The organism is Streptomyces fulvoviolaceus, from assembly GCF_000718165.1.
In the GTDB taxonomy this organism is placed as follows: domain Bacteria; phylum Actinomycetota; class Actinomycetes; order Streptomycetales; family Streptomycetaceae; genus Streptomyces; species Streptomyces fulvoviolaceus.
The window spans coordinates 1-26,248 of sequence record NZ_JOEY01000056.1; the positions used below are offsets into that span (position 1 = coordinate 1).

The following is a 26,248-nucleotide window of genomic DNA, read 5'->3' on the forward strand; positions in this document are numbered from 1 at the left end:
GACGAACTCGGCGGCGCCGCGGTCTTCCTCACCTCGGACGCCTCCCGCTTCGTCACCGGGACGACGCTCACCGTGGACGGAGGCTGGACCGCCCGGTGAAGGGTGCCTTCCCGGCGGCGGACTGCGCCAGGTCGGCGCGGTGGCCGCCGGGGCCCGCCCCGTCACCCCACCGCGTCCGGAATGTCCCGGCGGTAGGGCTGCGGTGTACCGAAGAGTTCCTCGGACACGGTGCGCACGGCCTTGACCACCAAGGGAGCGACGAGTTCCAGCGGGGAGCTGCCGTCGCCGACGACCGAGATCGCACCCACGGGCCCCTCGGGCCCGCGCAACGCGAGGCCGACGCACCCGAGGTCGGGAAAGCACTCTCCCCGGTCGATCGCCAGCCCGCCTCGGCGGCGGATGGTCCGCAGCTCCCGGTGCAGGTGGTCGAGCCGGCCGATGCTGTGCGTGGTGCGCTGCTCGATCGGCTGCTCGTACCGTGCGTCGATCTCCTCGGGGCTCAGCCAGGCCAGCATGGCCTTGCCGAGCCCGGTACAGTGCGCCACCGCGCGTCCTCCGACCCGCGACGGGATGTCCACCGCAGCTCGGCCGCCCACCTTGTCGAGGTAGTAGATCTCCGGCCCGTCGAGGACGGCGAGGTGGACGACCATCTTGGTGCGTACGGCGAGGTCCAGGAGTTGGGGTGCGGCGGCGGCGCGTAGTGCGCTGTGGCCGATCTCGCGCCCGCCCAGGCCGAGCGCCCGTGGCCCGAGCCGGTATCCGGCCACGGTGTGCTGGAGCCAGTCCAGCCGGACCAGCTGGTCGAGTATGCGGTGGGTGGTCGACCGCGGCAGGTGAGTGCGGCGGGAGACCGTTTCGAGCGTCAGGTGCGTCTGCGGTCGCTCGAAGAGCTCCATGATCAGGGTGACGCGCTCCATCATCGACGGCGGCAGCGCGCCGGAGTCGACCTCGGATCGCGGGTCCAGGCGAAGGGCAGACGTCATCGTCGGTGCCTTTCTGCTCAAACTGAAATCAATTCTAGTTCGGCGCCGACGTCAAGGTATCAATGCCTCTGTCCGGAGAGAAAGAGTCGTGCACGCATTTATTGGGGCGTCCGGTCCATTGTTCGGCCGACGCAAAAACGAGCCGCTCCCCGGAGACCCTCCGGGGAGCGGCTTCGACGCTGGTGGTCAGCCGTGGGTGAGGTCCAGGGCGATGTCCACGATCATGTCCTCCTGCCCGCCGACGAGGCCGCGCCTGCCGACCTCCTCCAAGATGGTGCGGGCGTCCAGGCCGTATTGCTCGGCCGCGGCCTCGGCGTGGCGCAGGAAGCTGGAGTAGGCGCCGGCGTAGCCAAGGGTGAGAGTCTCCCGGTCGACGCGCACCGGTCGGTCCTGGAGGGGACGGACCAGGTCCTCGGCGGCGTCCTGGAGGGCGAAGAGGTCGCAGTCGTGCTTCCAGCCGTAGAGGTTGGCCACGGCGATGAACGGCTCGATCGGGCAGTTCCCCGCGCCCGCGCCCTGTCCGGCGAGCGACGCGTCCACCCGGGTCACCCCTTCTTCCACCGCCACCACGGAGTTGGCCACCGAGAGGGAGAGGTTCTCGTGCGCGTGGATGCCGATCTGGGTCTCCGGGTCGAGTACGTGCCGGTAGGCGCGGATGCGGTCGCGTACGCCGTCCATGGTGAGCCGGCCGCCGGAATCGGTGACGTACACGCAGTGTGCCCCGTAGGACTCCATCAGCTTGGCCTGCTGGGCTAGGGCTTCCGGGGGCGCCATGTGGGCCATCATCAGGAATCCCGAGACGTCCATGCCGAGTTCGCGGGCGGTGGAGATGTGCTGGGCCGCGACGTCCGCCTCGGTGCAGTGGGTGGCGATGCGCACCGAGCGGACCCCGAGGGCGTAGGCCCGCTTGAGTTCGACGATGGTGCCGATGCCGGGCAGGAGCAGGGAGGTGAGGACCGCGCGGTCGATGGCGTCCGCGGCCGCCTCGATCCACTCCCAGTCGGTGTTGCTGCCCGGCCCGTAGTTGAGGCTGCCGCCGGCCAGGCCGTCGCCGTGGGCGACCTCGATCGCGTCCACGCCCGCCTGGTCGAGGGCGGCCGAGATCTTGCCCACGAACTCGGGCGTGATCCGGTGCCGTATGGCGTGCATGCCGTCCCGGAGGGTGACGTCCTGCACGTAGAGCCTGCGGGTGGCGGTCACTTGGTCACCTCGGTGGAGACTCGCTGGGCGATGCGCTCGGCGACGCGCAGGGCGGCCGAGGTCATGATGTCGAGGTTGCCCGCGTAGGCGGGCAGGTAGTGTGCGGCGCCCTCGACTTCGAGGAAGACGGAGACCTTGGTGGTCGGCGTCTCGGTCGTGCCTTCGGGCAGCAGCGTGTGGATCGGGTCCCCCGTGGGGACCGGGGTGAACTGGACCTTCTGCTTGAGCCGGTAGCCGGGCACGTACTCGGCGACCGCGGCCACCATCTCCTCGACGGAGGCCCTGATCGCGTCGTGGTCCGCGTCGCCGATCAGGCAGTACACCGTGTCCCGCATGATCAGGGGCGGCTCGGCCGGGTTCAGGACGATGATCGCCTTGCCTCGCCGGGCGCCACCCACCCGCTCGATCGCACCGGAGGTGGTCTCGGTGAACTCGTCGATGTTGGCCCGGGTGCCGGGTCCGGCCGACTTCGAGGAGATCGAGGCGACGATCTCGGCGTAGGGCACGGGGGTGATCCGGCTGACGGCGTGAACGATCGGGATGGTGGCCTGGCCGCCGCAGGTGACCATGTTGAAGTTGTCGACAGCGTTGTCCGCGCCCTCCAGGTGCTCGTCCAGGTTCACCGGCGGCACCACGTACGGGCCGAGGGCCGCCGGGGTGAGGTCGACCAGGCGTTTGCCGTACGGGGCGAGCTTCTTGGCGTTCTCGACGTGCGCCTTCGCCGACGTGGCGTCGAAGACGATGGCGATGTCGTCGAAGCCGTCCATGGCGATCAGGCCGTCCACGCCCTTGTGCGTGGTGGGGATCTTGAGGCGGGCGGCCCGCGCCAGACCGTCCGAGTCCGGGTCGATGCCGACCATCGCGGCCATCTCCAGGGTGTCGGACAGGCGCAGCACCTTGATCATCAGGTCGGTGCCGATGTTGCCGGAGCCGATTACGGCCACCTTGGTCTTCGTCATCCGTCTTCCTTGAGGTCCTTGGGGGAGAAGGTCGCTGTCACCGAACCCAGGCCCGACATCTCGGCCCGTACGGTGGTGCCTGGCGGGGTGGGGACGAGCGGGCCCAGGGCGCCGGAGAGCACGACCTGGCCGGCGCGCAGCGGGTCGCCGAACTCGCGGGCGGTGCGGGCCAACCACAGCAGCGCGGAGAGGGGGTCGCCCAGACAGGCGGCGCCGCTGCCCTCGGACGCGAGCTCGCCGTCGGCGTACAACCGCATGGTCACGTCCCGGGGTTCGAACGCGTCGAGCCCGACCGGCTGTTGGCCGAGGACGAACAGGCCGCTGGAGGCGTTGTCGGCGACCGTGTCCGTGATCGCGATGTCCCAGTCGGCCACCCGGCTGTCCACGATCTCCAGCGCGGCGACCGCGTGTCCGACGGCCGCCCTGACCCGCTCGACGTCGAGGTCGTCGTGGTCCAGATCGGACGCGAGCACGAACGCGATCTCCGCCTCGACCCTGGGTTGCAGCAGCCGGTCGCTCGGGACGGCCGACAGCCCGGTGACGTCCATGTCTTCCAGCAGGACGCCGAAGTCGGGCCGGTCGACGCCCACTTGGCGCTGCACCGACTCGGACGTGAGCCCGATCTTGCGGCCGACGACGCGCGCTCCGGCAGCGATCCGGTCACCGATGACGCGCTGCTGGACGGCGTACGCGAGGCTGATGTCGGTCGGGCCGAGCAGGTCCCGCACGGGTGCGCAGGGCTTGTGGTCATGGGCTGCCCGGGTGAGCCGTGCGGCCGCCTCGGCAACGGCCGTCTCACGGTTCGCGACGGCCGTCGGTTCCCAAACGTCTGTCATTGCCATCCTCAACTCGTGCCGACCTCCAGCGTGAGCTGCGGTGCGCCGCGGCAGCCCGGAGCGTTCCGCTCACCGGGACTCGGGGACCGGGGATCGGGCGGGTCTCGCTGAGCGAGATGGCTCAAGGGCGGGCCCACGCCGCCTCGTTACCTTCGCTGTGGCCGTACGGGGGTGCTCCCTGCCTGTCCTCATGGAACGCGGTCTCCCCTCCACCCCCACACCCCACCAAGAACGTCAGCACTCATGAGGAGGTTCGGATGAGCATCAACGAGGATGCCTACGACGTGGTGGTCGTAGGGTCTGGCGGAGGTCTGGTCGGGGCGTACGTGGCGGCGGCGCGCGGTCTGCGCACGCTCGTCATCGAGAAGACCGACCGGGTGGGCGGCACGACCGCCTACTCCGGTGCCGGGCTCTGGTTTCCGGGCTCCGCACCGCTGCGGCGGGCCGGCGTCGACGGTGTCGGGGACGCCCGGACGTATCTGCGCAGTGTCGTCGACGACAGTTCCCGGGAGCCGCTCCAGGAGGCCTATCTGCGGGCCGGCGCACAGCTGATCGACGAGCTCGAGCAGAACGAGTGGTTCCAGTCGTTCGTGCACGGCCCCGTGCCGGAGTACTACGCGGAGGTCCCCGGCTTCTCCCCCGCGGGGCACACCATCTTCCCGCCGCCGGTGACCGTCGCCGAGCTCGGAGAGCAGGCCCGGCTGGTCCGCAACTGCCTCCCCACCGAGCGGTGGGGCCACGACGAAGGCCCGGTCCTGAGCGGTGGCCGCGCGTTGATCGGCAGGGCCTTGAAGGCGTTCCTGGAGACCGGTAACGGTTCGCTCCGCCTCAACACCGCGTTGGAGAGCCTCGTCGTCGAGGACGGCAGGGTCGTCGGTGTGGAGGCGGTGAGTGACGGTGAACGGGTCACGATTCGCGCCCGGCGCGGCGTCATCCTCGCCGCCGGCGGCTTCGAGCGCAACCACGAACTGCGCGAGAAGTACCAGCCGTTTCCACGCGCCAGTGAGTGGACCCACGGCGCCCCGGGCAACACGGGCGACGCGCTCCAGGCCGGCATCGCGATCGGTGCCGCCACCGACCTGCTCGACGCGGCCTGGTACACGCCGGGACTCGTGTGGCCGGACGGTCTCCCCCTCTTCCACACGGGCACCCGAGGCGGGGTCTGGGTCAACGCCGCGGGCGAACGATTCATCAACGAGACCCGTCCCTACGACCAGGCCGGGAGCGAGATAGTCCGCCTGCACACGACCTCGGGCGTCTCGCACATCCCCGCCCACTGGGTGTTCGACCAGCGGCAGCTCGACCGGGACAGCTTCGGCGGCCCGGCCGAGCAGCCCGTCCGCCCCGAGTGGTTCGAATCGGGCGCGCTGAAGAAGGCGGACACCCTCGAGGAACTGGCGGAGCTGATCGACGTACCGCTCGAAGCGCTGCGCAAGACCATCGAGGAGTTCAACGGCTACGCGAAGACCGGGGTCGACGAGAAGTTCCATCGTGGCGAGACACCCTGGGACCAGATCGCCCACCATGTGCTGGGCTACCCCGGCCTGCCCGAGCTGAACTACGCGGCACCGCCCACGCCCGACTGGCCGAACCCGCTGCTGCTTCCGATCGACACCCCGCCGTACTACGTCGCAACCATCCTCCCGGCCGACATCGGCACCAAGGGTGGCCTGAAGACCGACGAACACGCGCGGGTGCTGCGGCCGGACGGCAGCCCGATCGGCGGGCTCTACGCGAGCGGGAACACCATGGCCGCGATGTCCGGACGCGTGTACCCGGGCGCGGGGACGCCGATCGGTTCGAGTACGGCCTTCTCGTACCTGGCGGTGCTGGACATCGCCGGCGCGACGGACTGACCGCACGACTGTGCCCGGGACACCAGGTGTCCCGGGCACAGTGCTGCGCGTTCAGGGTGCGGCGATCAGCCGCACGGCAAGGCGCAGGTCCGCCTCCGCCTGCTCGGTGGTGATCTCCTCGGTCAGCATGGCCACGAACAGACCCCACCAGCTGTAGACGAGCAGCCGCACCCTGCTGCGCTCGGTCTCCGCGTCCCCGCGGCCTCTGAGCAGGTGCAGGAGCCGCTGTCCCAAGGCCCTCTCGACGATGTCGAACCGGGTCGGGACGACGCTCGCGTACTCCGCGAACGACGACAGCGCCACCGCCGAGGCCAGCAGAGGGCTGGCCAGCAACTTCTCGCTCAGCGCGATGAGCGTCTGAGCCACCTCCGTCGCGGGGTCGTACTCCTCGTCGACGGGGGAACCACCGTTCCGGCCCCCGATGAACTGCTCGATGTGCCATTCGAGGACGGCGAGGAACAGATAGGGCTTGGACGGGAAGTAGCGGTACAGCGTGCCGATCGCGACGCCGGCCTCCTTGGCCACGTCGTGCATCTGCACGCCGGCGAGCCCCTCGCGCGCACCGAGTTCGGAGGCGGCGCTCAGGATGCGGACCCGGCGAGCGGCCTGGCGGCTCGACATCGGAGCGGCGGGTCGCCGTATCTCTGCCACTCTCGCCACGCCGCCGTCCCCCGTGTCGTCGGGTGCTCCCGCCATCGCCACTCAGGAAGTCTCCGGGCGGGTCAGGAAGGCCAACACCGCGCTCTCCCAGGCTTCCTTCTGCTCGATCATCGCCCAGTGCCCGCAGTCCGGCAGGACGTGCAGTTCGGCCTTGGGGATCGTCCGCATGGGCAGCAGCGCGCTCTCCAGGGGCGTGACCCTGTCGTCCCGGCCCCAGGTCAGCAGCGTGGGCGCGGTGACCTTGTGGAGTGCGGCCCAGATGGGCTGGTCGGACTGGGACTGGGCGGCCTGGATCGCGGCCATCGCCTGCCGGCCGTAGATCCGGCGGGACGCCTCCAGCGTCGCCGGCTCGGTGGCGCTCGCCCAGCGCTCCTCGATCAGCTCCTCCGTGAGCAGGGCCGGGTCGTGGACCATCGCGCGCAGCCACTGGACGAGGTTGTCGCGGGTGGGGTTCTCGGCGAACTCCACCAGCAGGTTGAGCCCTTCGCTGGGCCCCGGGGACAGGATGTTGCGGCCCACGCCGCCGATGGTCACGATCCGGCGGAACAGGTCCTTGTGGGCGACCGCGAGTCCCACGGCCACGAAACCGCCCATGGAGTTGCCGATGACGTCGACGCGGTCCAGGCCGAGGCCGTCGAGGAAGCGCAGGACGGCCTTGGGGCCCGCCACCATCGGGTTCTCGGCGGTCGGGTCGCTCACTCCGAAGCCGGGGAACTCCAGGGCAAGGCAGCGGAAGTGCTTGGCGAGCACGGGGAGGTTGCCCCGGAAGTTGCGCCAGCCGGTCACGCCCGGTCCCGACCCGTGCAGCAGGAGCAGAGGCGGTCCGTCGCCCGCCTCGTGGTAACGCAACGTGCCCTCGTCGGTGGGAAGTTCGCGCAGGGTGTCCTCGTAGCTGAGTGTCATGACGGTCACCGTCCCACCCGGAGGATGCCTGTCGTCCCGCATCTCCCGATCAGTGGGACGGTTCCGGCGGCAGGCGTGCCGGGCTGTCTACGGTCGCGGAAGTAGCGATACCGGGGACCCTCGGGCCGCCCGGACCTGACCAAATTGCGAGGGGAGGACCTGATGGGTGTTCGCTCACTCGGGTACCTGCGTCTTGAATCCAACGACATCGACAAGTGGAAGGCCTTCGGGGGCGACTTCCTCGGTCTGATGCCCGTCGAGGGCGGTGATCCCGAGTCGCTCCACTTCAGGATGGACGACTATCCGGCCCGTATCGTGGTCTCCCCGGGGGCACAGCCCGGGATGACGGCGCTGGGCTTCGAGGTCCTCGACGAGCGGGAGCTGGCGGGGCTGGTCGCGGACGTCGAGAAGGCCGGGATCAAGGTGACCGTCGGCACCGAGGCGGAGGCCGCGGCGCGGAAGGTCACGGGCTTCGTCAAGTTCAACGACCCGGGTGGGAACCCGGTCGAGCTGTTCTACGGCACGACCCTGGACCATGTGCCGGTGCAGACCCCGCTGGTGTCGAAGTTCGTCACCGGTGACATGGGCTTCGGACACGCCATCATCTCCGCCGAGGACGCGCGGACCACCTTCGAGTTCTACGTCAACGTCCTGGGCTTCATCGAGCGGAACACGATGCGCTCACCGGGCGGCACGACCTGGTTCATGGGGTGCAACCCCCGGCACCACACCCTCGGGGTGACGCCGATGCCGGGTCCGGGGCGCCTGCTGCACTTCATGGTGGAGGGGGCGACGCTGGACGACGTGGGGCGCGCTCTCGACCGGGCCGCCAAGTACGAGGTGCCGATGATGCACTCGCTCGGCAAGCACACGAACGACCACATGGTGTCGTTCTACGTCTGGTCGCCGGAGAACTACGCCGTCGAGTTCGGCTGGAACGGCCTGAAGGTGCCGGAGCCCGTCCCGGTCTACGAGATCACGGACGGCGCGTTCTGGGGCCACCGCTTCACACCGCCGCCGCAGCCGGCCGGCTGAGCCAAGCGCTCCGCTGTAGATGCCGCGATGTGCCGTCGTTCGTCTGCGGCGCCATCGTGGCTGGTCGCGCCCACGCGGCGGAGCCGCATATCGATACAGCCCCGCGCCCCTTCAGGGCGCTGCCGAACCGCAGTTGACTTCGCCGAGGCCGCTTGGCGGACATGACAGATCCCCACGACCCGAGGTCGTGGGGATCTGTCGTGTCACTCGACGGTGATCGCCCGTTCCGGGCAGGCCGACTCCCCGTCACGGGCGGCCTGTTCGAGGCCTTCGGGGACCTCCCCGTCGAAGGGCAGCGCATATCCGTCGTCGTCGAGGCGGAAGAGCCCGGGTGCCGCCGCCGCGCACCGCGCGTGCCCGGAGCATGACGAGGTGTCGATGCTGATCTTCATTCAACCGACTCCGTTCTACGGCTTGTTAGTCGACCCCGCGTCGACGGTGAACTGCAGGCCCGTGACGTACCGAGCCTCTTCCGAGGCGAGGAACAGGACGGCGTTCGACACGTCCCGCGGCTCGACGTACGGAGCGAGGGGGTTCATCGCGGCGAGGGCGAACAGCGGTTCCCGCGCGGCGAGTTCCTCGATGGGCACGCCGACGGTGATGCCCGTGTCACTGACCCCGGTGGGGTGGACGGTGTTCACCCGTATCCGGTGCGGGGCGAGTTCGTTGGAGAGCGCCTTCATCAGGCCGACCACACCGTGCTTGGCCGCCACGTAGTGGGCGTACGGCACATGGCCGCGGATGCCGGCGGCCGAGCTGGTGATGACGATCGAGCCGCCCTCCCCCGCTTCGATCATCCAGGGGATCGCCGCCCGCACCGTGTTCCATGCGCCCTTGAGGTTGACGTCCACGACGACGTCCCAAGCCTCCTCGGACAACTCCCAGGCGGGACCGATGCTCATGACGCCGGCGTTGGCGACGACCACGTCGAGCCGCCCGAACTCCGTTCTCGCCGCGTCGACGGCGGCCCGCACCTCGGCCACCGAGCGGACGTCGGCCTGTACGGCGACGCACCGCTGCCCGGCCGCCCTGACCAACTCGGCCGTCTCCTCCAGTTGTTCCTTCGACGCCAGCGAGTACGGCAGCTCGTCGCTGATGTCGTGACAGACGTCGGTGACGACGACGTCCGCGCCCTCCTCGGCCAGCCGCACCGCATGAGAGCGGCCCTGACCTCGGGCCGCTCCCGTGATGAGCGCAACCTTGCCCTGCACACGCCCCATGGCAGCCTCAGTTCTTCTTCGAGTGGTCGATCAGGTCCTCGGCGGCCTCACGCAGGGCACGCAGCCGGGACTGGAGGAGTTCACGCTCGGCCTGGTCGGACTCTCCGAGTTCGGACAGGCGTACGTCCGTCTCGGCGATCTCGGCGAGGAGACGGCCATGTGCCTCCTCTCGGGTCAGCAGGTCCAGGTCGGTCCAGTCGGACCGCTCGGACTCCGGGCGCCTGCTCATGCGGGGAGGTTGTAGAGACGGCGGGTGTTCAACTCCACGATCTGATGCACCTCTTCGTCCGGTACGTCGGCGAGGACCTCGGCCGCGTAGGCCCGGCTCTTGGGCCAGTACGAGTCGGAGTGCGGGTAGTCGCACTCCCAGGTGATCTTGTCGATGCCGACGTGGTGGCGTACCTCGACACCGAACCGGTCGTCGATGAAGCAGCCGTGGAAGTGCTTGTGGAACAGCTCCGAGGGCCGCACGCTCTGGTTGACGTTCTGGTAGAAGCGGTGCCGCTCCCAGGTGCCGTCGCTGCGCTCCAGCAGGTACGGGATCCAGCCGATGCCGCCCTCGGACAGACCGATCTTCAGCTTGGGGTGCTTGTGGAGCACCGGGGAGAAGAGCAGGTCCGCGGTGGCGTACATGGCGTTGCAGCCGAACAGGGCGATGGTCACGGCGAACGGGGCCTCGGGGGCCGTTTTCGGCGCCTGGCCCGAGGTGCCGAAGTGGAGACACAGAGGCATGTCGGTCTCCTCGGCCGCCGAGAACATGGGATCCCAGTAGTCGGTGTGGAAGGACGGCAGGCCGCGCGGGGAGGGGTTCTCCGGGAAGGAGATCGCCTTCGCGCCCTTGGCCGCGGTCCGGTGGATCTCGGCGACACAGGCCTCGACGTCCCACATCGGCATGATGACCAGCGGGATGAGCCGGCCCGGCGCGGTGGCGCACCACTCGTCCAGGACGAAGTCGTTCCACGCCTGCACGCACAGGAGCGCCAGCTCCCGGTCCTTGCCGTCCAGGAAGACGTGGCCGGAGAACCCCGGGAAGGACGGGAAGCACAGGGCGCCCCACACCCCGTCCAGGTCCATGTCACGAATGCGGGCCTTCGGGTCGTAGCAGCCCGGGATCATCTCGTCGTAGCGCGTCGGTTCGAGGCCGAACTCCTCGGGCTTCTTGCCCGCGACGGCGTTGAGGCCGATGTAGGGGTAGACCCGGTCCTCGTAGACCCACACCTCGGCGGGTGCCTGTCCCTCTCCCCGTGGCTGCTCCACGATGCGCGGCCCGGCCTCCCGGAACTTCGCCGGCAGGCGGTCCGACCACAGTCGTGGGGGCTCGATCAGATGGTCGTCGGTCGACAGCAACTTCATCCATGGCTGCAACGGCATCCTTGCGCTCCCTCAAGTCTCGGAGACTCTCTAGCACCCGGCACATTGTGTGCACTGATCGTGTCCCACTCAGCGGAAGGGGACGCCAACACCCTGTGCTTCTCATGGATCATGGGTGACGAGCCAGTCCCACGCATCGATATTCAGGCTACTCTTTTATTCGACGGAAGGAGACCCCATGGGTCGAGTGCAGGACAAGGTCGTCTTCATCACCGGAGCCGCGCGCGGCCAGGGCCGGGCCCAGGCGGTTCTGCTCGCCGCGGAGGGCGCCGACATCATCGCCGTCGACCTCTGCGAGGACATCGCCACCAACGGCTACCCGCTGGCCACCGAGGATGACCTCGACGAGACGGTGCGGGAGGTCGAGAAGCTCGGCCGCCGCATCGTGGCCCGCAAGGCCGACGTACGGGATCCGGCGGCGCTCAAGGCGGCCGTGGCCGAGGGGGTGGCCGAGCTGGGGCGGCTCGACGCGGTCGTGGCCCAGGCCGGCATCTGCCCGATCGGGGCCGGGAAGAGCGCCCAGGCCTTCCTGGACGCCGTCACGGTCGACTTCAACGGCGTCGTGCACACGGTCGACGCCGCTCTGCCCCATCTGCCCGACGGCGCCTCGATCATCGCGACCGGGTCGATCGCCGGGCTGATACCGGCGACCACGGACAACCCGGCCAACGGGCCCGGCGGGCTGGGCTATTCGTTCGCCAAGCGCCAAGTGGCCTCTTTCGTCCATGACTTGGCGACGGTCCTCGCATCCCGCCAGATCCGGGTCAACGCGCTCCACCCCACCAACGTCAACACGGACATGCTCAACAGCGACGTCATGTACCGCACGTTCCGGCCCGACCTGGAGAACCCCAGCCGCGAGGACGCGCTGCCCTCCTTCCCCGCGACGACCGGCTTCGGCATCCCCTACGTGGAGCCGGAGGACATCGCCGAGACGGTGCTCTTCCTCGTCTCCGACGCGTCCCGCTACGTCACCGGCATGCAGATGCGCGTGGACGCCGCCGGTTACGTCAAGCGGCGTCCCCAACTGCCCACGTTCTGACGGGCGTTCACGCCTCGCCGGTCATGTCGATGACCACCTTGCCGGTGGTGCGGCGTTCCGCCACGTCGGTCAGGGCGGAGGCCACCTCGGCGAGGGGGTGGACGCGGGAGACGAGCGGGCGCATCCCGTCCCGGACCATCCGGGCGAGCGCCCGGTCGCCGGCGGCCACCGCGTCCGGGGCGTACTGGCGCAGCATGCGGATCTCGAAGCCCCGTATCACCGCGTCCTTGAGCAGCACGAGGTTGAGCGGGATCCGGGGAATCTTCCCGTCGGCGTATCCCACCGTGACGAACCGGCCGCCCCGCCGCAGTGCGCGCAGGGCGGCCTCCGCGTGGTCGCCGCCCACCGGGTCGATCACGAGGTGGGCGCCGTCGCCGCCGGTCGCCTCACGGATCCTTGCCTTCAGGTCCTCGCGGAGGTAGTGGATCCCGGTCTCGGCGCCGAGCTTGCGGGCCACCGCGAGCCGTTCGTCGCTGGACGCGGCCGCGACCACGCGCATTCCGAGCCTGGTCGCGATGTCCACGGCCGCGGAGCCGACCCCGCCCGCGGCACCGAGCACCGCGACCCACTCCCCCGCAGTGCCCTGTCCGACGGTGACCAGGGAGTGGTAGGCGGTCGCGTAGGTCACGTGGAAGGCGGCGGCGTGGACCATGTCGAGTCCGTCGGGGACGGGGCGCAGGCCCGTGACGGGCACCACGACCTGTTCGGCGAAGGCGCCGGTCAGCACCGCCCCGGCGACGGGCGTGCCCACCGCGGGACCGGACACGCCGGGCCCCAGTGCGGTGACGACTCCGGCGAACTCGCTGCCGGGGGTGAACGGCAGCGGCGCGGGGACCTGGTAGCGGTTCGACACGAGCAGGACGTCCGGGAAGTTCACGGCGGCTGCGTGCACCCGGACCAGGACCTGGCCCGGGCCGGGTTCGAGGTCGTCGAGTTCGACGACCGAGAGACCGCCGGGCGGTCCGTATTCCGTGCAGCGTGCGGCTCTCATCGGGCCCTCCCTGTCGTCGGCATCGCCGGGTCGCGGGGCAGGCCCAGTACCTGTTCGGCGATGGTGTTGCGCTGGATCTCGGCGGTGCCCGCCCCGATCGTCGAGGCCCGGGTGCGCAGGAAACCCCAGACCCAGCGCCCGCGTTGGACGGCGTGCGGGTCGCGCCGGCCGAGGATTCCGTACGGCCCCAGCATCTCCACGGCGAACTCGTGCAGTTCCTGTTCGAAGGTCACGATGAAGAGCCGCGAGGTCGAGGAGGCGGGTCCGGGTTCGCCCTTCGCCATGATGTCGGCGATGGTCCGCATCCCGGTGAGTCGCATGATCGACACCCGGATCTCGAAGTCCGCGAGCCGGTCGCGCACCAGGGGGTCCGCCGTCGCTCCGCGCTCGCGTGCCAGCTCGATGAGCTCGTCGAGCACGCGCCGGTACAGCGCCGCCTGATTCATCGCGCCGGCCGCACGTTCATGGCCGAGGCTCGTGCGCACCAGCGGCCAACCGCCGTTCTCCGGGCCGACTCTGTTGGCGACCGACACCCGTACGTCGTCGAAGAAGATCTCGCAGAAGTGCGCGTCACCGGTCAGGTCGCGCAACGGGCGTACGGTCACTCCCGGGGCGTTGGCGTCGATCAGCAGGTAACTGATGCCGTCCTGCCGCGAGTCGGGAGGTCCGGTGCGGACGAGGGTGAAGAGGATGTCGGCGATGTCGGCCGAACTGTTCCACACCTTCTGCCCGTTGACGACGTACTCCGCGCCTTCGCGACGTCCCGTCGTGCGCAGCGCGGGGAGGTCCGATCCCGCCTCCGGTTCGGAGTAGCCCTGCGCCCACACGGAGTCGCCGCGCAGCATGGGGCGCAGGTAGCGCTCCTTCTGCTCGGGTGTGCCGTACTTGATGAGGGTGGGGGCGGCGATACCCAGTCCGGTGCCCAGCGGTCCGGGAACTCGGGCGCGCGCGTACTCCTCCTGGTAGCTGACCTGGCGGGCGAAGGACAGTTCCATGCCGCCGTACTCACGTGGCCAGCTCGGGCCGGCGTATCCGGCGTCGTACAGCGTGGCCAGCCATTTCTTCTGCCACGCGAGGCGCTCGGCGGGATCCCGGGGACGACGGCCGGGGTGCTGCTCCGTCAGGAAGGAACGCAGCCGGTCGCGGAACTGGCCGTCGGTCTCGACCGCTGTCACCGCGGAGCCATGCGGATGGCGCCGTCGAGTCGGACCGTCTGGCCGTTCAGATAGGGGTTCTCCAGCATCTCGACGGCGAGGCGGGCGAAGTCGTCGGGCTCGCCCAGGCGCTTGGGATGGGGGACGGACGCGGCGAGTCCGTCGCGGATGTCCTCGCGCAGCCGGCCGAGCATGGGGGTGTCCATGACGCCCGGGGCGATGGTGTTCACCCGGATCTGCCAGCTGGCCAGGTCGCGGGCGGCGACGAGGGTGAGGCCGTGTACGCCGGCTTTGGCGGCGGTGTAGGAGGTCTGGCCGATCTGGCCGTCGAACGCGGCGACCGAGGCGGTGAGCACCACGGCTCCGCGGTCGCCGTCGACGACGTCGTTGCCGGAGAGGCGGGCGGCGGCCAGGCGCAGGACGTTGTACGTGCCGATCAGGTTGACCCGTACGACCTCGGCGAACGTGGTGAGTTCGCCGGGGTTGCGGTCACGGTCGATGATCCGGGTGCGGTCGCCGCCGCGGCCCGCGCAGTGCACGACGAAGCGCAGCGGGCCGAGTTCCTGGGCGGTGTCGAGGGCGGCCGTGACCGAGGCCTCGTCGGTGACGTCGGCGCGGACGAAGCGGGCCGCGTCGCCGAGGTCGGCGATCGCCTTGACGCCCTGCTCCTCGGAGATGTCGGCGAGGACGACACGGCCGCCGCGGTCGATGATCCGGCGGGCGGTGGCCAGACCGAGTCCGGACGCACCGCCGGTGACCAGCGCCGATGAACCGTCGATGTTCACATCAAGCTCCTTACAGGCCCAGGGACTTGCTGATGATGGTCTTCATGACCTCGCTGGTGCCGCCGTAGATGCGGGTCACCCTGGCGTCCGCGTACAGCCGGGCAATCGGCGACTCGAGGATGTAGCCGTAGCCGCCGTGCAGTTGGAGGCAGCGGTCGATCACGCGGCCTTGCGTCTCGGTGCAGAACAGCTTGGTCTTGGCCGCGTCGACGGGGCTGAGTTCGCCGTCGACGAGTGCCTTGATCGCCGCGTCCAGCAGGGTCTGGGCGGCTTCCAACTCGGTTGCCATGGCGGCGAGTTCGAACTTCGTGTTCTGGAAGTGGGCGACCGGCTTGCCGAACACGGTGCGGTCGCGGACGTAGGTGACGGTCAGGTCGATCGCGGCGCGGGCCTGGGCGACGGCGCCGACCGCGATGGCCAGCCGTTCCTGGGCCAGGTTGCGGCCGAGGTGGGTGAACGCGCCGCCTTCCTCGCCGAGGAGGTTGCCCGCGGGGACGCGCACGTCCGCGAAGGACAGTTCCACGGTGTCCTGGACGGCGAGGCCGATCTTCTCCAGCTTGCGCCCCACGGCGTACCCGGGCATGCCCTTCTCCACCACCAGCAGGGACAGGCCGGCGCGCCGGTTGTCCGGGTCGGTGGCGGTGCGGGCCACGACGATCACCAGGTCGGCGTGGTGGCCGCCGGTGATGAAGGTCTTGGCTCCGTTCAGCACGTAGTGGTCGCCGTCGCGGACCGCCTTCGTCGTGACACCGGCCAGGTCCGAGCCGGTGCCCGGTTCGCTCATCGCGATCGCGGTGTAGAGCTCGCCCGAGGCCAACCCCGGGAACCAGCGGGCCCGTTGCTCGTCATCGGCAAGGCCCGTGAAGTACGGGACGACGATGTCGAGATGGGTGCGCAGGCCGCCGAGCGTCACGCCGGCACGGGCGCACTCCTCCTGGATGACGGCGTTGAAGCGGTAGTCGTCCTGGCCGCCTCCGCCGTATTCCTCGGGGACGGCCGTGCCGAGGATGCCGAGCTTGCCCATCGAGGTGAACAGGTCGCGGGGCACGAGAGCGGCACGTCGCCAGTCCTCGTACACCGGGAGCACTTCGCGGGCGATGAAGTCCCGGACCAGGAGGCGGAAGTCCTCGTGGTCCTGTTCGAACAGGGTCCGGCGCATCGGATCTCCTTCGACTCGACCCTATTCAGTATACGGAATTAGAAGCCTCCAGCACAGAAGAACGCCCCATGAGGCGAGAAGACCTCACGGGGCGCAGTGAATCAGTGTCCGTAAATCAGTGCCACCAGGGGATCAGGGCATCCAGGTGGCGCCGCATCCGGTGCCGGGCCACCCCGGCGTCGCCCTGCACGATCGCGTCGAGGATGCGCTGGTGGACGTGCTGGACCTCGTCGGCCGCCGTGTCACCCGGCAACGGCCGGTCGTGGCCGGACGCGTGCCGACGGAACAACTCGGTGATGATGGCGAGGAAGAGCGACAGCACCGGGTTGTCGGACAGGGCCGCCAGCTCGGAGTGGAACAGGTCGGCCTTGCGGGCGTCGTCGGCCGGACCCTCCGTGGCCCACCGGACGGCCTTCGTCAGGCGCTCGGCGACCAGCGCATCGCCCTCGGCGTGGCGGGCGGTGACCCTGGCGACGATGCCGAGTTCGATGGCGTTGCGGACGATCCGCAGGTCGTCGGCCGTGACGCCCTGGTACTCGAGGAAGAGCGCCATGGTGTCGATGCTGGCCTGCGGCTCGGGCTCGGTGACGATCAGGCCGCCGCCGGGGCCGCGGCGCATCCGGGCGACGGCGTGGTACTCGAGGAGCCGCACGGCCTCCCGCAGGACGGCCCTGCTGACTCCGTAGCGGGCGAGGAGGTCGGTCTCCGAACCGAGCACCATGCCGATCTGCCAGCCCCGCGCGGCGATGTCGTCGTGGATCCGGGCGGCCAGCACCTCGGCGAGCTTGGCCCTCGGCCCCTCGGCCAGTTCGGGCTCGATCACGTTCCCCGCGATCCGCTGCCCGCGGCGCACCCGGTGCTTCTCGATCCAGGCGGCCACCGACTCCAGGTGTGCGGTCAGCTCCGTCTGCGCGCGTGCGCCGTTGTCGGAGACCACGGCGTCGACGACGGCTTTGTGCGCCTGGTGCGAGGTCTCCTTCGCCGCGTGCATCTCCGCCTTGGAGATACGGCGGGAGGTGTGCGCGTACCGGGCGGTGAGGCGCGTGAGGACGTCGATGAACAGGTGCAGCACGGGGTTGCCCGACAGCTTGCCGAGCACCGGGTGCAGTGGGTCCTGCGAGTGGACCGACGGGTCGTCCCAGTGGGCGAGTTCGCCTTCGAGAGTGGCGCGGAGGGTGGTGATCCCCTCCTCCGTGATGCGGTCGGCGGCGAGTCCCGCGGCGATCGGTTCGAGGAGCTGGCGGGCCTGGAGCAGGTCCGTGACGCTGGTGCCGACGAACTCGAGGTAGATCACCATGGCCCGGGTCGCCGGTCCGGCGTCGGGGGCGCAGACGATCAAGCCGCCGTTCGGGCCACGCCGCATCCTGGCGACCTGGTGGTGCTCGACCAGCCGCACGGCCTCGCGCAGCACCGCGCGGCTCACGCCCAGGCGCTCCCGCAGGTCCACTTCGGAGCCCAGCGACTCCCCGACGGGCCAGCCCTGGCGGATCACGGTGGCCTCGATGCGCTGCGCGGTCTGCGCGGCCAGTTTGCCGACCGGGGTGCCGGTCTCGCCGTCGGCGGGCTCGTGGTCGACGGCAGTCGCCATGGGCCAACTCCTCTGAGGGGATATTACGGATCCCCAGTCTATTCGGCATGAACACCCGGCACTGGCAGACGGGCCAACACCATGGTTAGAGTATCCTCATTTCGGACCGCCTGCATGACGAGGCCGCACGACCGGGCCACATGACGACAGGGAGCCGCCTGCGATGCGTCTGGAGTCCACGCCCGAACTCGAAGCGTTCCGGAGGAAAGTGCGGTCCTTCGTCGCGGAGCACGCACCCGGCGTCAAGGCGCACTCCGGCGTGCGCGCGCCCGACCCCGGTCTGATGCCGGCGATCCGGGAGTGGACCGCGAAGCTGTACGAGGCGGGCTTCCTCGGGATCGGCTGGCCGGCGGAGTACGGCGGCCGCCCCGACGCCCATCCGCTCGAACCGTTCGTCGTCGCCGAGGAGATCGCCCGCGCCCGCACCTGGCCGCCCGTCGGCGCGGCCTCGCTGGCCTCGGCCGCTCTGATCGACTTCGGCAGCACCGAGCAGCAAGCGCGCTTCCTGCCCCGTATCCGCACCTGCGAGGACGTGTGGTGCCAGCTGTTCAGCGAGCCGGAGGCGGGCAGCGACCTGGCGGCGCTGCGCACCAGGGCGCGCCGCGAGGGCGAGGAGTTCGTCGTCGACGGCCAGAAGGTGTGGACGACCAACGGCCAGCACGCCGACATGGGTTACCTGCTCGCGCGCACCGACGGCGACGCCCCGAAGCACAAGGGCATCACGGCGTTCGCCCTGGACATGCGCTGCCCCGGCGTGGACATCCGGCCGCTGCGCGAGATCACCGGGACCACCGACTTCAACGAGGTCTTCCTCGACGGCGTCCGGATCCCGGCCGCGAACGTGATCGGCCGGGTCAACGACGGCTGGCAGGTGGCGATGAGCAGCCTCGGCCGGGAGCGTTCCGGCGTGGCCGCGCGGGGCGTCGAGCTGTTCGCGGTGCTGGACGACCTGCTCGGGCTCGCGGAGGAGACGCCGGTCGGCGGGCGGCCCGGGCTCGACGACTCCGCCACCCGGCAGGCGATCGGTGAGCTCGCCGCGCGGGTGCATGTGAACGCCGCGATGATCGGCCTCGCCCAGTCGCGGATGCTGCACGGCACGGAGCAGCCCGCCGACGCCCTCCTGGGCAAGATCTTCTTCAGCGAACTCAACCACGACCTGGCCGACTTCGGCCTTCGACTGCAGGGCACGGACGGGCTGCTCGTCGAGGACGACCCGGAGGCAGTGGCCGGCGGCTGGTGGCAGGACGCCCATCTGTACTCGCGGGCCTACACGATCGCCGGCGGGGCGAACGAGGTGCTGCGCACCCAGGTCGCCGAACGAGGGCTGGGGATGCCGCGGGAGCCTCGTCGGCCTTCGCCGGACCCTAAGGCTTGAGTGTACCGACCGGTCGACATAAACTTCCGTCGTCGAACGACGAAGTCGACGAGAGGACGGGAAACCATGACCGAGGACGTGGCCGGCACCGACGTCACCGACGAGTTGCCGGAGTTTCCGTCTCCCCGATCGAGCGAATGTCCGTTCGCACCGCCGCCGGGTCTGCTCAAGCTGCACGACACGGGCAAGGCCGTCGTACGCGCCAGGACGTGGGACGGCACCACCCCCTGGGTCGTCACGACCCACGCCGCCCAGCGCCAACTGCTGACCGACCCACGGCTCAGCGCCGACATCGGTGCGCCCGGATACCCGCACACGACCGAGGCCATGAAGGCGCACGCGGCCGAGATCCAGCCGTCGATCAACAACACCGACGGCGCCGAGCACATTCGGTGGCGCCGGATGCTGACGAACTCGTTCACCCGTCACCGGATGGAGAAACTCCGCCCGGAGATCCAGCAGATCACCGATGACCTCATCGACAGGATGCTGGCCGGTCCCAACCCGACCGACCTCAACGAGGCCCTGTCCCTGCCTCTGCCGTCGCTGATGATCTGTGCGCTCCTCGGAGTGCCGTACGAGGACCACGAGTTCTTCCAGAAGCACGCCGGAATGACCAACGCGCGGTACAAGACCCCCGAGGAGGCGGCCCGGTCGACGGCGGATCTGCGCCGCTACATCGCCGGGCTCATCGAGGCCAAGATGGACGATCCCGGTGAGGACGTCCTCTCCGACCTCGGCGCACGCGTCAAGGAAGGCGTGCTCTCCATGGAGGACGCCGCCCCGCTGGGACACATCCTGCTGGTCGCCGGCCACGACACCAGCGCCAACATGATCACGCTGGGCACCGCGCTGCTGCTGCAGAACCCCGACCAGCTCGCGGGCCTGCGCGAGCACGCCGATGACCCGAAGTACGTGACCGGTGCCGTCGAGGAGCTGCTGCGCTACCTCACCATCCCGCATCTGCTGGCGCGGCGGGCGGTGGTGGAGGACATCGAGATCGACGGTGAGACCGTCCGCGCGGGCGAGGGCGTCATCGCGTCGCTGCCGGCGGCCAACTGGGACCCGCAGGCGTTCCCCGAGCCCGGGAAGCTCGATCTCACCCGCGCCGCAGCACATCACCATGCGTTCGGCTGGGGCCCGCACCAGTGCGTCGGACAACAGCTGGCCCGCGTCGAACTGCACGTCGTGTTCAGCACGCTGTTCCGCCGGGTGCCCACCTTGCGGCTCGCGGTCGACGTCTCGGAGCTGAAGTTCAAGGAGGACTCGCAGGCCTACGGCATCTACGACCTGCCTGTCACCTGGTAACCAGCAGCCCGCAGAAGGAGTCACCTCGATGGCCACGATGAAGTCCGTCCTGACCGACGCGAAGAACGAGGTCGAGGTGGTCGAGATCGAGCGCCCCGTGCCCGGCCCCAAGGACGCGCTGGTACGGATCCGCGCCTGCGGCATCTGCGGCACCGACACGTTCTTCGTCCAGGCGGGCGGCACCCCCTACAACCACCCCGGCTTGGTGGTGCCGCTGCCGCTCGGTCACGAACCCGCCGGCGAAGTCGTCGAGGTGGGCTCCGAGGTCTCGGACCTCAAGCCCGGGGACCGGGTGGTCGTCAACCCGCAGGCGGCGCCCTCCGGAATCATCGGCTGCGGCGGCGAGCTGGGCGGGATGAACGAGTACCTGCTCGTCGAGAACGCGGTGCTCGGCGAGAGCGTGGCCGTGTTCCCGGACACCGTGCCCTTCGACGTGGCCGCGCTCAACGAGCCGATGGCGGTGGCCCTGCACTGCGTGAACCGCTCGGAGGCCGGGCCCGCCGACAAGGTCGTCGTCTTCGGCGCCGGGCCCATCGGCCTGGGCGCGACCATCTGGCTGAAGCTGCGCGGCGTGGGGCACGTGGTCGTCGCGGACGTCATCCCCGAGCGTCTGAAGACCGCACTCGCCGTCGGCGCGGACGCCGTCATCAACTCCGCCGAGGAGGACGTCACCGCCCGGCTGACGGAGCTGCACGGTGAGGCGGCCAACGCGCTGGGCCAGCCCCGTCCGGGTACCGACATCTACATCGACGCGGCCGGCGTCGCTGCCGTCTTCAACACCACCGTCGACGCCGCCAAGTGGGGCGCCAAGCTGGTCATGGTCGGTGTGCAGAAGCCGTCCGCCGCGATCGACCTGGGCGGGATGCTGCGCAGCGAGCTCACCCTCATCGCCTCCCAGGGGTACCCCACCGAGATCTTCGAGGTGACCGCGGAACTCACGGAGCACAGGGACCGTTTCGCCGAGCTCATCAGCCACCGCGTCCCGTTCTCCGAGGTCCACCGGGCCTTCGAGCTCGCACTGACTCCCGGGGCCGCCGAGAAGGTCATCGTCACCTTCGACGACGAGGAGTGAGCGACCACGGACACGGGCGCCGATACCGTGCCGCCTACTCCCCCATCCTCAGCAGCATCGCCCCCGACGGCACTCCCCCGCCCGCGGTGACCACCGCCACCCGGGCGTCCTCGACCTGGCGCCCGTGCGCGTCGCCGCGCAGTTGCAGCATGGCCTCGCGGACGAATCCGTAGCCGTGCAGGCGGCCCGCCGAAAGCTGGCCGCCGTGCGGGTTCAGCGGGAGGTCGCCGTCCAGGGCGATGGTCTTGCCGTCGGCGATGAAGTCGCTCGCCTCGCCCGGTCCGCAGAAGCCGAGGCCCTCGATCCAGGACAGGGCGTTGAAGGTGAACCCGTCGTAGAGCAGGGCCACGTCGACGTCGGCGGGGGTCAGGTCGGTGCGTGTCCACAGGTGCGCGGAGGGGCCCTTCGACTGGGGCAGGTGGGTCAGGGTGTCCTGGTCCCAGCTGAGCCGTTCGGCGACGGCCGTGCCGACGGACTCGACCAGGACGGGCGGGCGGGGACGGTCGTACGCCGTCTCGAGTGCGGAGACGACGACGGCCACCGCGCCGTCGCAGGGGACGTCGCAGTCGTAGAGGCCGAACGGGGTCGTGATCATGCGGGCGTCGAAGTAGTCGTCGAGCGTCAGCGGGTCGCGGTGCAGGGCTTCGGGGTTGCGTGCCGCGCCCGCCCGCGCGGTGACGGCGATCGCGCCGAGTGCCTCGCGGCCGACGCCGTAACGGTGCATGTAGTGCGAGGCGTTGCAGCCGATCCACTGGGCGGCCGACATGGCCCCGAAGGGCGCGCGGAACTCGAACATGCCGGTCGCGCGGCCGCCGGACGCCTGCCACTGGCCGGAGCGGACCAGCGCGCCGTGGGAGGACTCCCACACCGTGCGGAAGCACAGGACGTGTCGGCACAGGCCGGCCGCGACGGCGAGCATGCCGGCGGTGATCGAGCCGATCTGGCCCGACACTTCGCGCGCGCCGTTGACCCAGGTGGGGTGCAGTTGCAGGGCCTCGGTGAGGGCGGTGATGCCGCCTTCGCTCATGCCGTCGGGGCTCGGCCCGGGGTAGGTGGAGAGCCCGTCGATGTCGTCGAGGTCGAGCCCTGCGTCCGCGACCGCGGCCAGGCAGGCGTCGACGGTCAGGGAGAGCGGGTCGACCATGAGCCGTCTGCCGACGCGGGACTGGCCCACGCCGGTCAGCGCTACCTTGTCCTCGTACTTCCGAGGGGAAGCCATGGGCCGTACGCGGACTTCCCGCGGCTCGGGCAGCGGGCCGGGGCCTTCGGCGGCCTCGGTCTCGGGATCCGGTTCGAACAGGGGGATGTACACGTCCTCGTGCTGCTCGATGCGCACGCGGACCCGCATGCCGATGCGTACCTCGTCCGGCTCGCAGCCGACGATGTTGGTGGTGAGGCGGGCCCGGTCGTCCTCGGCGAGGGCGACCACGGCGACGACGTACGGCGGCGGGAACCTGGGCAGCCACTTCTGGTGGTTGACGCTGAAGCCGACGACCACCGCCTTCCCCGAGACGGGGGCGAGTGCCACCGCTCGGCTGCGGCAGGAGGGGCACACCGGCAGCGGCGGGTGGAAGTGGCGATCGCAGTCGGCGCAGTGGGAGATCCGCAGCACGCCGTCGGCGCCGGAGCTCCAGAACTCGGCGCTGGCGAGGGTGGGTTGGGGCAGGGGACGTTCGACCTGGGTCATCGCAGCAGCTCGATGATCGTGGCGTTCGCGGTGCCGCCGCCCTCGCACATGGTCTGGAGTCCGTACCGCAGGTTCTCGCGCCGCATCCGGGCCAGCAGTCGTGTCATCAGGATGGCGCCGGAGCCGCCGAGCGGGTGGCCGACGCCGATCGCCCCGCCCAGCGGGTTGAGCCGCTCGGGGTCGGCGCCGGTCTCGGCCAGCCAGGCCAACGGGACGGGGGCGAAGGCCTCGTTGACCTCGTAGACGCCGATGTCGTCGATGGACAGCCCGGAGCGGCTCAGCGCCTTCTCGGTCGCGGGGATCGGGCCGAGGAGCATCGTGATCGGATCCGCGCCGCTGACCGCTCCGGAGTGGTAGCGGGCGATCGGGGTGAGGCCGAGTTCGCGGGCCCGCTCCGGGGTGGTGATGAGCAGGGCGGCCGCGCCGTCGGAGATCTGGGAGGCGTTTCCGGCGTGGATCACGCCGTCCTCCTTGAACGACGGCTTGAGGCCGGCCAGCGTCTCGACCGATGTCCCTCGCCTCAGCCCCTCGTCCACGGTGAATTTCGTACCCTCGACCTCGATCGGCACGATGTGGTCGTCGAAGACGCCCGCGTCGATCGCCGCGGCGGCCTTGGCGTGCGACTCGGCGGCGAACTCGTCGAGCCGGGTGCGGCTGAACCCCCAGCGTTCGGCGATGAGTTCGGCTCCGGTGCCCTGGCTGAACTCGACTCCGCCGTAGCGGGCCAGGGCGGCGGGGCCGTACGGCTGGCCCGTGGTCCGGTGCGAGCCGAGCGGCACCCGGCTCATGGTCTCCACACCGCCCGCCACCACCAGGTCGTACTGGCCCGCCATGACGGCGTGTGCGGCTTGGTCGACCGCCTGCTGGCTGGAGCCGCAGGCCCGGTTGACCGTGACGGCCGGGACGTGTTCGGGCCAGCCCGCGGCGAGTACGGCGAACCGGCCGACGTTGCTGGACTGGTCGCCGATCTGGGTGACGCAGCCCCAGATCACGTCGTCCACCGTGCCCGGGTCGATGCCGGTCCGCTCCACCAGGGCGTTGAGCACCTTGGACGACAGATCCGCCGCGTGCACCGAGGCCAGCGAGCCGTTGCGCTTGCCGATGGGTGTGCGTACGGCGTCGACGATGACGGCGTCTCGCATGAAAGCTCCTTCGTGAGTCAGGTCAGTCGGAGGGCCGCACGGGGACGCCCCAGTCGCGGAACACCGCGCGGGTGTCGGCGCCGACAGCCGGTGCCGCGGGGCCTGGGTTCGACGGTGTCGCCGAGAAGCGGGGCGCGGCGGCCGGCTGGACCACTCCGTCGCGGGCGATCAGGCTGCCGCGGGCGGCCAGGTGCGGGTGCGCGGCGGCCTCGGTCAGGCTCAGGACGGGCGCCACGCAGGCGTCGGTCCCCTCGAACAGCGCGGCCCACTCGTCCCGGGTGCGCTCCGCGAACCGTTTCTCGAGCAGCTGCCGCAGCTGTGGCCAGGTCGACTGGTCGTGCTGCCGGTCCGGATCCACGTCGAGGTCGAGCAGCTCGATCAGGCGCCGGTAGAACTTGGGCTCCAGCGCGCCGACGGCCACGTGGCGGCCGTCCTTCGTGCCGTACACGGCGTAGAAGGGCCAGCCGCCGTCGAACCGGTTGATCCCCCGCTCGTCGCTCCACTCGCCGCGCCCGAGCTTGGCGAAGGTGCTGGCGAGGAGGTGGGCGGTGCCGTCGACGATGGCCGCGTCGACGACCTGACCGCGGCCGGTGCGTGCGACGGTGTGCAGGGCGGCCAGCACACCGATCACCAGGTAGCAGCCGCCGCCCCCGAAGTCGCCCACGAGGTTGAGCGGGATCTGGGGCGGGCCGTCCGCGTCCCCGATGGCACCGAGGGCACCGGTCAGCGCGATGTAGGTGATGTCGTGTCCGGCCGCGGCGGCGAGGGGTCCGTCCTGGCCCCAGCCGGTCATCCGGCCGTAGACCAGGCGGGGATTGCGGGCCAGGCAGTCGTGCGGTCCGATCCCGAGGCGTTCGGTGACGCCGGGGCGGAATCCCTCGATCAACACGTCGGCACGCTCTACAAGTTGGAGGAGGGCGGCGGGTCCGGACGGGTGCTTGAGGTCGAGTACGACCGACCGCTTGCCTCGGTTGAGTACGTCCGCCGGGCCGCCCGCGTCCGATTCCTGCGCCCGCTCGGCCCGGTCCACGCGGACGACCTCCGCCCCGAGGTCGGCGAGCAGCATCCCGGCGAACGGTCCCGGACCGATGCCGCCCAGCTCGACCACTCGGACGTCGGCGAGGGGCCCTGTCGTCATGGTCAGCGGCCCTTCCAGACCGGCGCCCGCTTCTCGGCGAACGCGGCGGCCCCTTCGCGCGCGTCCTGTGACTGGAACACGGGCTCGGCGATGTCGAACTGTTTGCCCCACGCCTCGTCCAGCGTCCAGTCGGCGGTGGAGCGGGCGATCTGCTTCGTCGCCGCGACCGCCAGGGGGCCGTTCGCCGCGATGGTCTCGGCGAGCTTCAACGCGCCGTCGAGCGCACCGCCCTCGTCGGTGAGCCGGTTCACCAGGCCGTACGCGGCGGCCCGTTCGGCGTCGATGGCTTCACCGGTGAGCAGCAGTTCCAGGGCGATGGCGTACGGAACCCGCCTCGGCAGGTGCAGGGCGGCACCCGCACGGGCGACCAGCGACCGGGTCACCTCGGGCACGCCGAGCCGCGCGGTGCGGGAGGCGACGACGAGGTCGCAGGCCAGCAGCAGCTCGAACCCGCCGGCCAGGGCCCAGCCCTCGACGGCGGCGATCAGCGGCTTGCGCGGCGGCGTGATGCTGATCCCGCACAGCCCACGGCCCTCGATCGCCGGCGTCTCGCCGCGCAGCCACGCCTTGAGGTCCATTCCCGCCGAGAACGTGCCGCCCGCCCCCGTCAGTACGCCCGCCCGCAGCTCGTCCGACTCGTCGAGCTCGTCCACCGCGGCCGCCACCCCTGCGGCCACTCCCGCGTCCAGGGCGTTCTTCACCTTGGGGCGGTTGATCGTGATGACCTGGACCGCGCCTCGGCGCTCCACCAGTACCTCGTCCGACACGTATACCTCCTGGATTC

Annotated in this window: 26 protein-coding genes; 7 read left to right on the plus strand and 19 right to left on the minus strand. The window is 70.5% G+C overall.

Annotated features, from left to right (window positions below; genetic code table 11):
* Positions 1-99, plus strand: a 99-nt coding sequence (locus IG08_RS57955; protein WP_158812340.1) for an SDR family oxidoreductase, incomplete at its 5' end; no start/stop codon positions are given.
* 62 nt (positions 100-161) lie between these two features.
* Here the strand turns inward: IG08_RS57955 and IG08_RS0143230 are convergent.
* The 4 genes from IG08_RS0143230 to IG08_RS0143245 form a co-directional block, all read right to left on the minus strand.
* The gene (locus IG08_RS0143230) at positions 162-983 is read right to left on the minus strand and encodes an IclR family transcriptional regulator (RefSeq protein ID WP_043456607.1); all 822 of its coding nucleotides are present in this window, start codon (positions 981-983) and stop codon (positions 162-164) included.
* A 186-nt stretch (positions 984-1,169) separates the two neighbouring features.
* Complete coding sequence (gene dmpG / locus IG08_RS0143235; protein WP_030616717.1) at positions 1,170-2,183, minus strand: 4-hydroxy-2-oxovalerate aldolase; 1,014 nt, start codon at positions 2,181-2,183, stop codon at positions 1,170-1,172.
* On the minus strand, positions 2,180-3,142 hold the full coding sequence (locus tag IG08_RS0143240) for an acetaldehyde dehydrogenase (acetylating) (RefSeq protein WP_030616720.1): 963 nt from the start codon (positions 3,140-3,142) through the stop codon (positions 2,180-2,182). Before IG08_RS0143240 ends, dmpG begins: the two co-directional genes overlap by 4 nt.
* On the minus strand, positions 3,139-3,978 hold the full coding sequence (locus IG08_RS0143245; protein ID WP_030616723.1) for a 2-keto-4-pentenoate hydratase: 840 nt from the start codon (positions 3,976-3,978) through the stop codon (positions 3,139-3,141). The genes IG08_RS0143240 and IG08_RS0143245 overlap by 4 nt, the downstream gene beginning before the upstream one ends.
* A 257-nt stretch (positions 3,979-4,235) precedes the next feature.
* Here IG08_RS0143245 and IG08_RS0143250 point away from each other — a divergent pair, with 257 nt between their 5' ends.
* Positions 4,236-5,834: an FAD-dependent oxidoreductase gene (locus tag IG08_RS0143250; protein WP_030616727.1), complete on the plus strand. Its 1,599-nt coding sequence runs from the start codon at positions 4,236-4,238 to the stop codon at positions 5,832-5,834.
* Between the two features lie 51 nt (positions 5,835-5,885).
* Here the strand turns inward: IG08_RS0143250 and IG08_RS0143255 are convergent, their stop codons facing one another.
* Both IG08_RS0143255 and IG08_RS0143260 read right to left on the minus strand, forming a co-directional pair.
* Positions 5,886-6,494 carry a TetR/AcrR family transcriptional regulator gene (locus tag IG08_RS0143255; protein WP_030616730.1) on the minus strand — a complete coding sequence of 203 codons (609 nt, stop codon included), beginning with the start codon at positions 6,492-6,494 and terminating at the stop codon, positions 5,886-5,888.
* A 42-nt stretch (positions 6,495-6,536) separates the two neighbouring features.
* Positions 6,537-7,397, minus strand: a complete 861-nt coding sequence (locus IG08_RS0143260) for an alpha/beta fold hydrolase (RefSeq protein ID WP_030616733.1) — start codon at positions 7,395-7,397, stop codon at positions 6,537-6,539.
* A 162-nt stretch (positions 7,398-7,559) separates the two neighbouring features.
* Here IG08_RS0143260 and IG08_RS0143265 point away from each other — a divergent pair, with 162 nt between their 5' ends.
* Positions 7,560-8,432 carry a VOC family protein gene (locus IG08_RS0143265; RefSeq protein WP_030616738.1) on the plus strand — a complete coding sequence of 291 codons (873 nt, stop codon included), beginning with the start codon at positions 7,560-7,562 and terminating at the stop codon, positions 8,430-8,432.
* Between the two features lie 203 nt (positions 8,433-8,635).
* Here IG08_RS0143265 and IG08_RS0143270 read toward each other — a convergent pair whose 3' ends face one another.
* From IG08_RS0143270 to IG08_RS0143285, 4 genes are read right to left on the minus strand one after another with little or no spacing between them, the layout of a single operon-like run.
* Complete coding sequence (locus tag IG08_RS0143270; protein WP_030616741.1) at positions 8,636-8,824, minus strand: ferredoxin; 189 nt, start codon at positions 8,822-8,824, stop codon at positions 8,636-8,638.
* Positions 8,825-8,839: 15 nt separating this feature from the next.
* Positions 8,840-9,652, minus strand: coding sequence for a mycofactocin-coupled SDR family oxidoreductase (locus IG08_RS0143275; RefSeq protein ID WP_030616744.1), 813 nt, complete (start codon positions 9,650-9,652; stop codon positions 8,840-8,842).
* Positions 9,653-9,659: 7 nt separating this feature from the next.
* Positions 9,660-9,881: a hypothetical protein gene (locus IG08_RS0143280; protein WP_030616747.1), complete on the minus strand. Its 222-nt coding sequence runs from the start codon at positions 9,879-9,881 to the stop codon at positions 9,660-9,662.
* On the minus strand, positions 9,878-11,023 hold the full coding sequence (locus IG08_RS0143285) for an amidohydrolase family protein (RefSeq protein WP_030616749.1): 1,146 nt from the start codon (positions 11,021-11,023) through the stop codon (positions 9,878-9,880). Before IG08_RS0143285 ends, IG08_RS0143280 begins: the two co-directional genes overlap by 4 nt.
* 178 nt (positions 11,024-11,201) lie before the next feature.
* Between IG08_RS0143285 and IG08_RS0143290 the strand changes: the two genes are divergently transcribed.
* Positions 11,202-12,065 (plus strand): mycofactocin-coupled SDR family oxidoreductase, encoded by an 864-nt coding sequence (locus IG08_RS0143290; protein ID WP_030616752.1) that lies wholly within the window; start codon positions 11,202-11,204, stop codon positions 12,063-12,065.
* Positions 12,066-12,072: 7 nt separating this feature from the next.
* On the opposite strand, the gene IG08_RS0143295 is transcribed toward IG08_RS0143290, so the two are convergent.
* The 5 genes from IG08_RS0143295 to IG08_RS0143315 form a co-directional block, all read right to left on the minus strand.
* Complete coding sequence (locus IG08_RS0143295) at positions 12,073-13,056, minus strand: NADPH:quinone oxidoreductase family protein (RefSeq protein ID WP_030616755.1); 984 nt, start codon at positions 13,054-13,056, stop codon at positions 12,073-12,075.
* Positions 13,053-14,231 (minus strand): acyl-CoA dehydrogenase family protein, encoded by a 1,179-nt coding sequence (locus IG08_RS0143300; protein ID WP_030616758.1) that lies wholly within the window; start codon positions 14,229-14,231, stop codon positions 13,053-13,055. Before IG08_RS0143300 ends, IG08_RS0143295 begins: the two co-directional genes overlap by 4 nt.
* Positions 14,228-14,995, minus strand: coding sequence for an SDR family NAD(P)-dependent oxidoreductase (locus IG08_RS0143305; RefSeq protein ID WP_030616761.1), 768 nt, complete (start codon positions 14,993-14,995; stop codon positions 14,228-14,230). Before IG08_RS0143305 ends, IG08_RS0143300 begins: the two co-directional genes overlap by 4 nt.
* A gap of 10 nt (positions 14,996-15,005) precedes the next feature.
* A complete protein-coding gene (locus tag IG08_RS0143310; protein ID WP_030616764.1) occupies positions 15,006-16,154 on the minus strand; it encodes an acyl-CoA dehydrogenase family protein in 1,149 nt (382 codons plus the stop codon).
* 115 nt (positions 16,155-16,269) lie between these two features.
* Positions 16,270-17,742: a FadR/GntR family transcriptional regulator gene (locus tag IG08_RS0143315; protein WP_030616767.1), complete on the minus strand. Its 1,473-nt coding sequence runs from the start codon at positions 17,740-17,742 to the stop codon at positions 16,270-16,272.
* Positions 17,743-17,905: 163 nt separating this feature from the next.
* Between IG08_RS0143315 and IG08_RS0143320 the strand changes: the two genes are divergently transcribed.
* From IG08_RS0143320 to IG08_RS0143330, 3 genes are all read left to right on the plus strand, one after another.
* Positions 17,906-19,117, plus strand: coding sequence for an acyl-CoA dehydrogenase family protein (locus tag IG08_RS0143320; protein WP_030616770.1), 1,212 nt, complete (start codon positions 17,906-17,908; stop codon positions 19,115-19,117).
* Positions 19,118-19,183: 66 nt separating this feature from the next.
* On the plus strand, positions 19,184-20,425 hold the full coding sequence (locus tag IG08_RS0143325) for a cytochrome P450 (protein WP_030616774.1): 1,242 nt from the start codon (positions 19,184-19,186) through the stop codon (positions 20,423-20,425).
* Between the two features lie 28 nt (positions 20,426-20,453).
* Positions 20,454-21,497, plus strand: a complete 1,044-nt coding sequence (locus tag IG08_RS0143330) for a zinc-dependent alcohol dehydrogenase (protein ID WP_043456612.1) — start codon at positions 20,454-20,456, stop codon at positions 21,495-21,497.
* Between the two features lie 34 nt (positions 21,498-21,531).
* Here IG08_RS0143330 and IG08_RS0143335 read toward each other — a convergent pair whose 3' ends face one another.
* Genes IG08_RS0143335 through IG08_RS0143350 form a run of 4 tightly spaced genes read right to left on the minus strand, consistent with a single transcriptional unit; the run spans position 21,532 to position 26,231 of the window.
* Positions 21,532-23,184, minus strand: coding sequence for a thiolase C-terminal domain-containing protein (locus IG08_RS0143335; protein WP_030616779.1), 1,653 nt, complete (start codon positions 23,182-23,184; stop codon positions 21,532-21,534).
* Complete coding sequence (locus IG08_RS0143340; protein WP_030616782.1) at positions 23,181-24,326, minus strand: thiolase family protein; 1,146 nt, start codon at positions 24,324-24,326, stop codon at positions 23,181-23,183. The genes IG08_RS0143335 and IG08_RS0143340 overlap by 4 nt, the downstream gene beginning before the upstream one ends.
* A 22-nt stretch (positions 24,327-24,348) precedes the next feature.
* On the minus strand, positions 24,349-25,464 hold the full coding sequence (locus IG08_RS0143345) for a CaiB/BaiF CoA transferase family protein (RefSeq protein ID WP_030616785.1): 1,116 nt from the start codon (positions 25,462-25,464) through the stop codon (positions 24,349-24,351).
* 2 nt (positions 25,465-25,466) lie between these two features.
* The gene (locus IG08_RS0143350; RefSeq protein WP_030616788.1) at positions 25,467-26,231 is read right to left on the minus strand and encodes a crotonase/enoyl-CoA hydratase family protein; all 765 of its coding nucleotides are present in this window, start codon (positions 26,229-26,231) and stop codon (positions 25,467-25,469) included.
* Positions 26,232-26,248: the final 17 nt, after the last annotated feature.

What these genes read in the sequence shown, in the direction of transcription:
- IG08_RS0143250 (WP_030616727.1), top strand. Translation starts at nt 4,236, where the DNA reads ATGAGCATCAACGAGGATGCCTACGACGTGGTGGTCGTAGGGTCTGGC.
- IG08_RS0143335 (WP_030616779.1), bottom strand. Translation starts at nt 23,184, where the DNA reads ATGACCCAGGTCGAACGTCCCCTGCCCCAACCCACCCTCGCCAGCGCC.
- IG08_RS0143245 (WP_030616723.1), bottom strand. Translation starts at nt 3,978, where the DNA reads ATGACAGACGTTTGGGAACCGACGGCCGTCGCGAACCGTGAGACGGCC.
- IG08_RS0143290 (WP_030616752.1), top strand. Translation starts at nt 11,202, where the DNA reads ATGGGTCGAGTGCAGGACAAGGTCGTCTTCATCACCGGAGCCGCGCGC.
- IG08_RS0143280 (WP_030616747.1), bottom strand. Translation starts at nt 9,881, where the DNA reads ATGAGCAGGCGCCCGGAGTCCGAGCGGTCCGACTGGACCGACCTGGAC.
- IG08_RS0143295 (WP_030616755.1), bottom strand. Translation starts at nt 13,056, where the DNA reads ATGAGAGCCGCACGCTGCACGGAATACGGACCGCCCGGCGGTCTCTCG.
- IG08_RS0143260 (WP_030616733.1), bottom strand. Translation starts at nt 7,397, where the DNA reads ATGACACTCAGCTACGAGGACACCCTGCGCGAACTTCCCACCGACGAG.
- IG08_RS0143345 (WP_030616785.1), bottom strand. Translation starts at nt 25,464, where the DNA reads ATGACGACAGGGCCCCTCGCCGACGTCCGAGTGGTCGAGCTGGGCGGC.
- IG08_RS0143330 (WP_043456612.1), top strand. Translation starts at nt 20,454, where the DNA reads ATGGCCACGATGAAGTCCGTCCTGACCGACGCGAAGAACGAGGTCGAG.
- IG08_RS0143310 (WP_030616764.1), bottom strand. Translation starts at nt 16,154, where the DNA reads ATGCGCCGGACCCTGTTCGAACAGGACCACGAGGACTTCCGCCTCCTG.
- IG08_RS0143275 (WP_030616744.1), bottom strand. Translation starts at nt 9,652, where the DNA reads ATGGGGCGTGTGCAGGGCAAGGTTGCGCTCATCACGGGAGCGGCCCGA.
- IG08_RS0143325 (WP_030616774.1), top strand. Translation starts at nt 19,184, where the DNA reads ATGACCGAGGACGTGGCCGGCACCGACGTCACCGACGAGTTGCCGGAG.
- IG08_RS0143240 (WP_030616720.1), bottom strand. Translation starts at nt 3,142, where the DNA reads ATGACGAAGACCAAGGTGGCCGTAATCGGCTCCGGCAACATCGGCACC.
- IG08_RS0143320 (WP_030616770.1), top strand. Translation starts at nt 17,906, where the DNA reads ATGCGTCTGGAGTCCACGCCCGAACTCGAAGCGTTCCGGAGGAAAGTG.
- IG08_RS0143230 (WP_043456607.1), bottom strand. Translation starts at nt 983, where the DNA reads ATGACGTCTGCCCTTCGCCTGGACCCGCGATCCGAGGTCGACTCCGGC.
- IG08_RS0143340 (WP_030616782.1), bottom strand. Translation starts at nt 24,326, where the DNA reads ATGCGAGACGCCGTCATCGTCGACGCCGTACGCACACCCATCGGCAAG.
- IG08_RS0143270 (WP_030616741.1), bottom strand. Translation starts at nt 8,824, where the DNA reads ATGAAGATCAGCATCGACACCTCGTCATGCTCCGGGCACGCGCGGTGC.
- IG08_RS0143285 (WP_030616749.1), bottom strand. Translation starts at nt 11,023, where the DNA reads ATGCCGTTGCAGCCATGGATGAAGTTGCTGTCGACCGACGACCATCTG.
- IG08_RS0143265 (WP_030616738.1), top strand. Translation starts at nt 7,560, where the DNA reads ATGGGTGTTCGCTCACTCGGGTACCTGCGTCTTGAATCCAACGACATC.
- IG08_RS0143315 (WP_030616767.1), bottom strand. Translation starts at nt 17,742, where the DNA reads ATGGCGACTGCCGTCGACCACGAGCCCGCCGACGGCGAGACCGGCACC.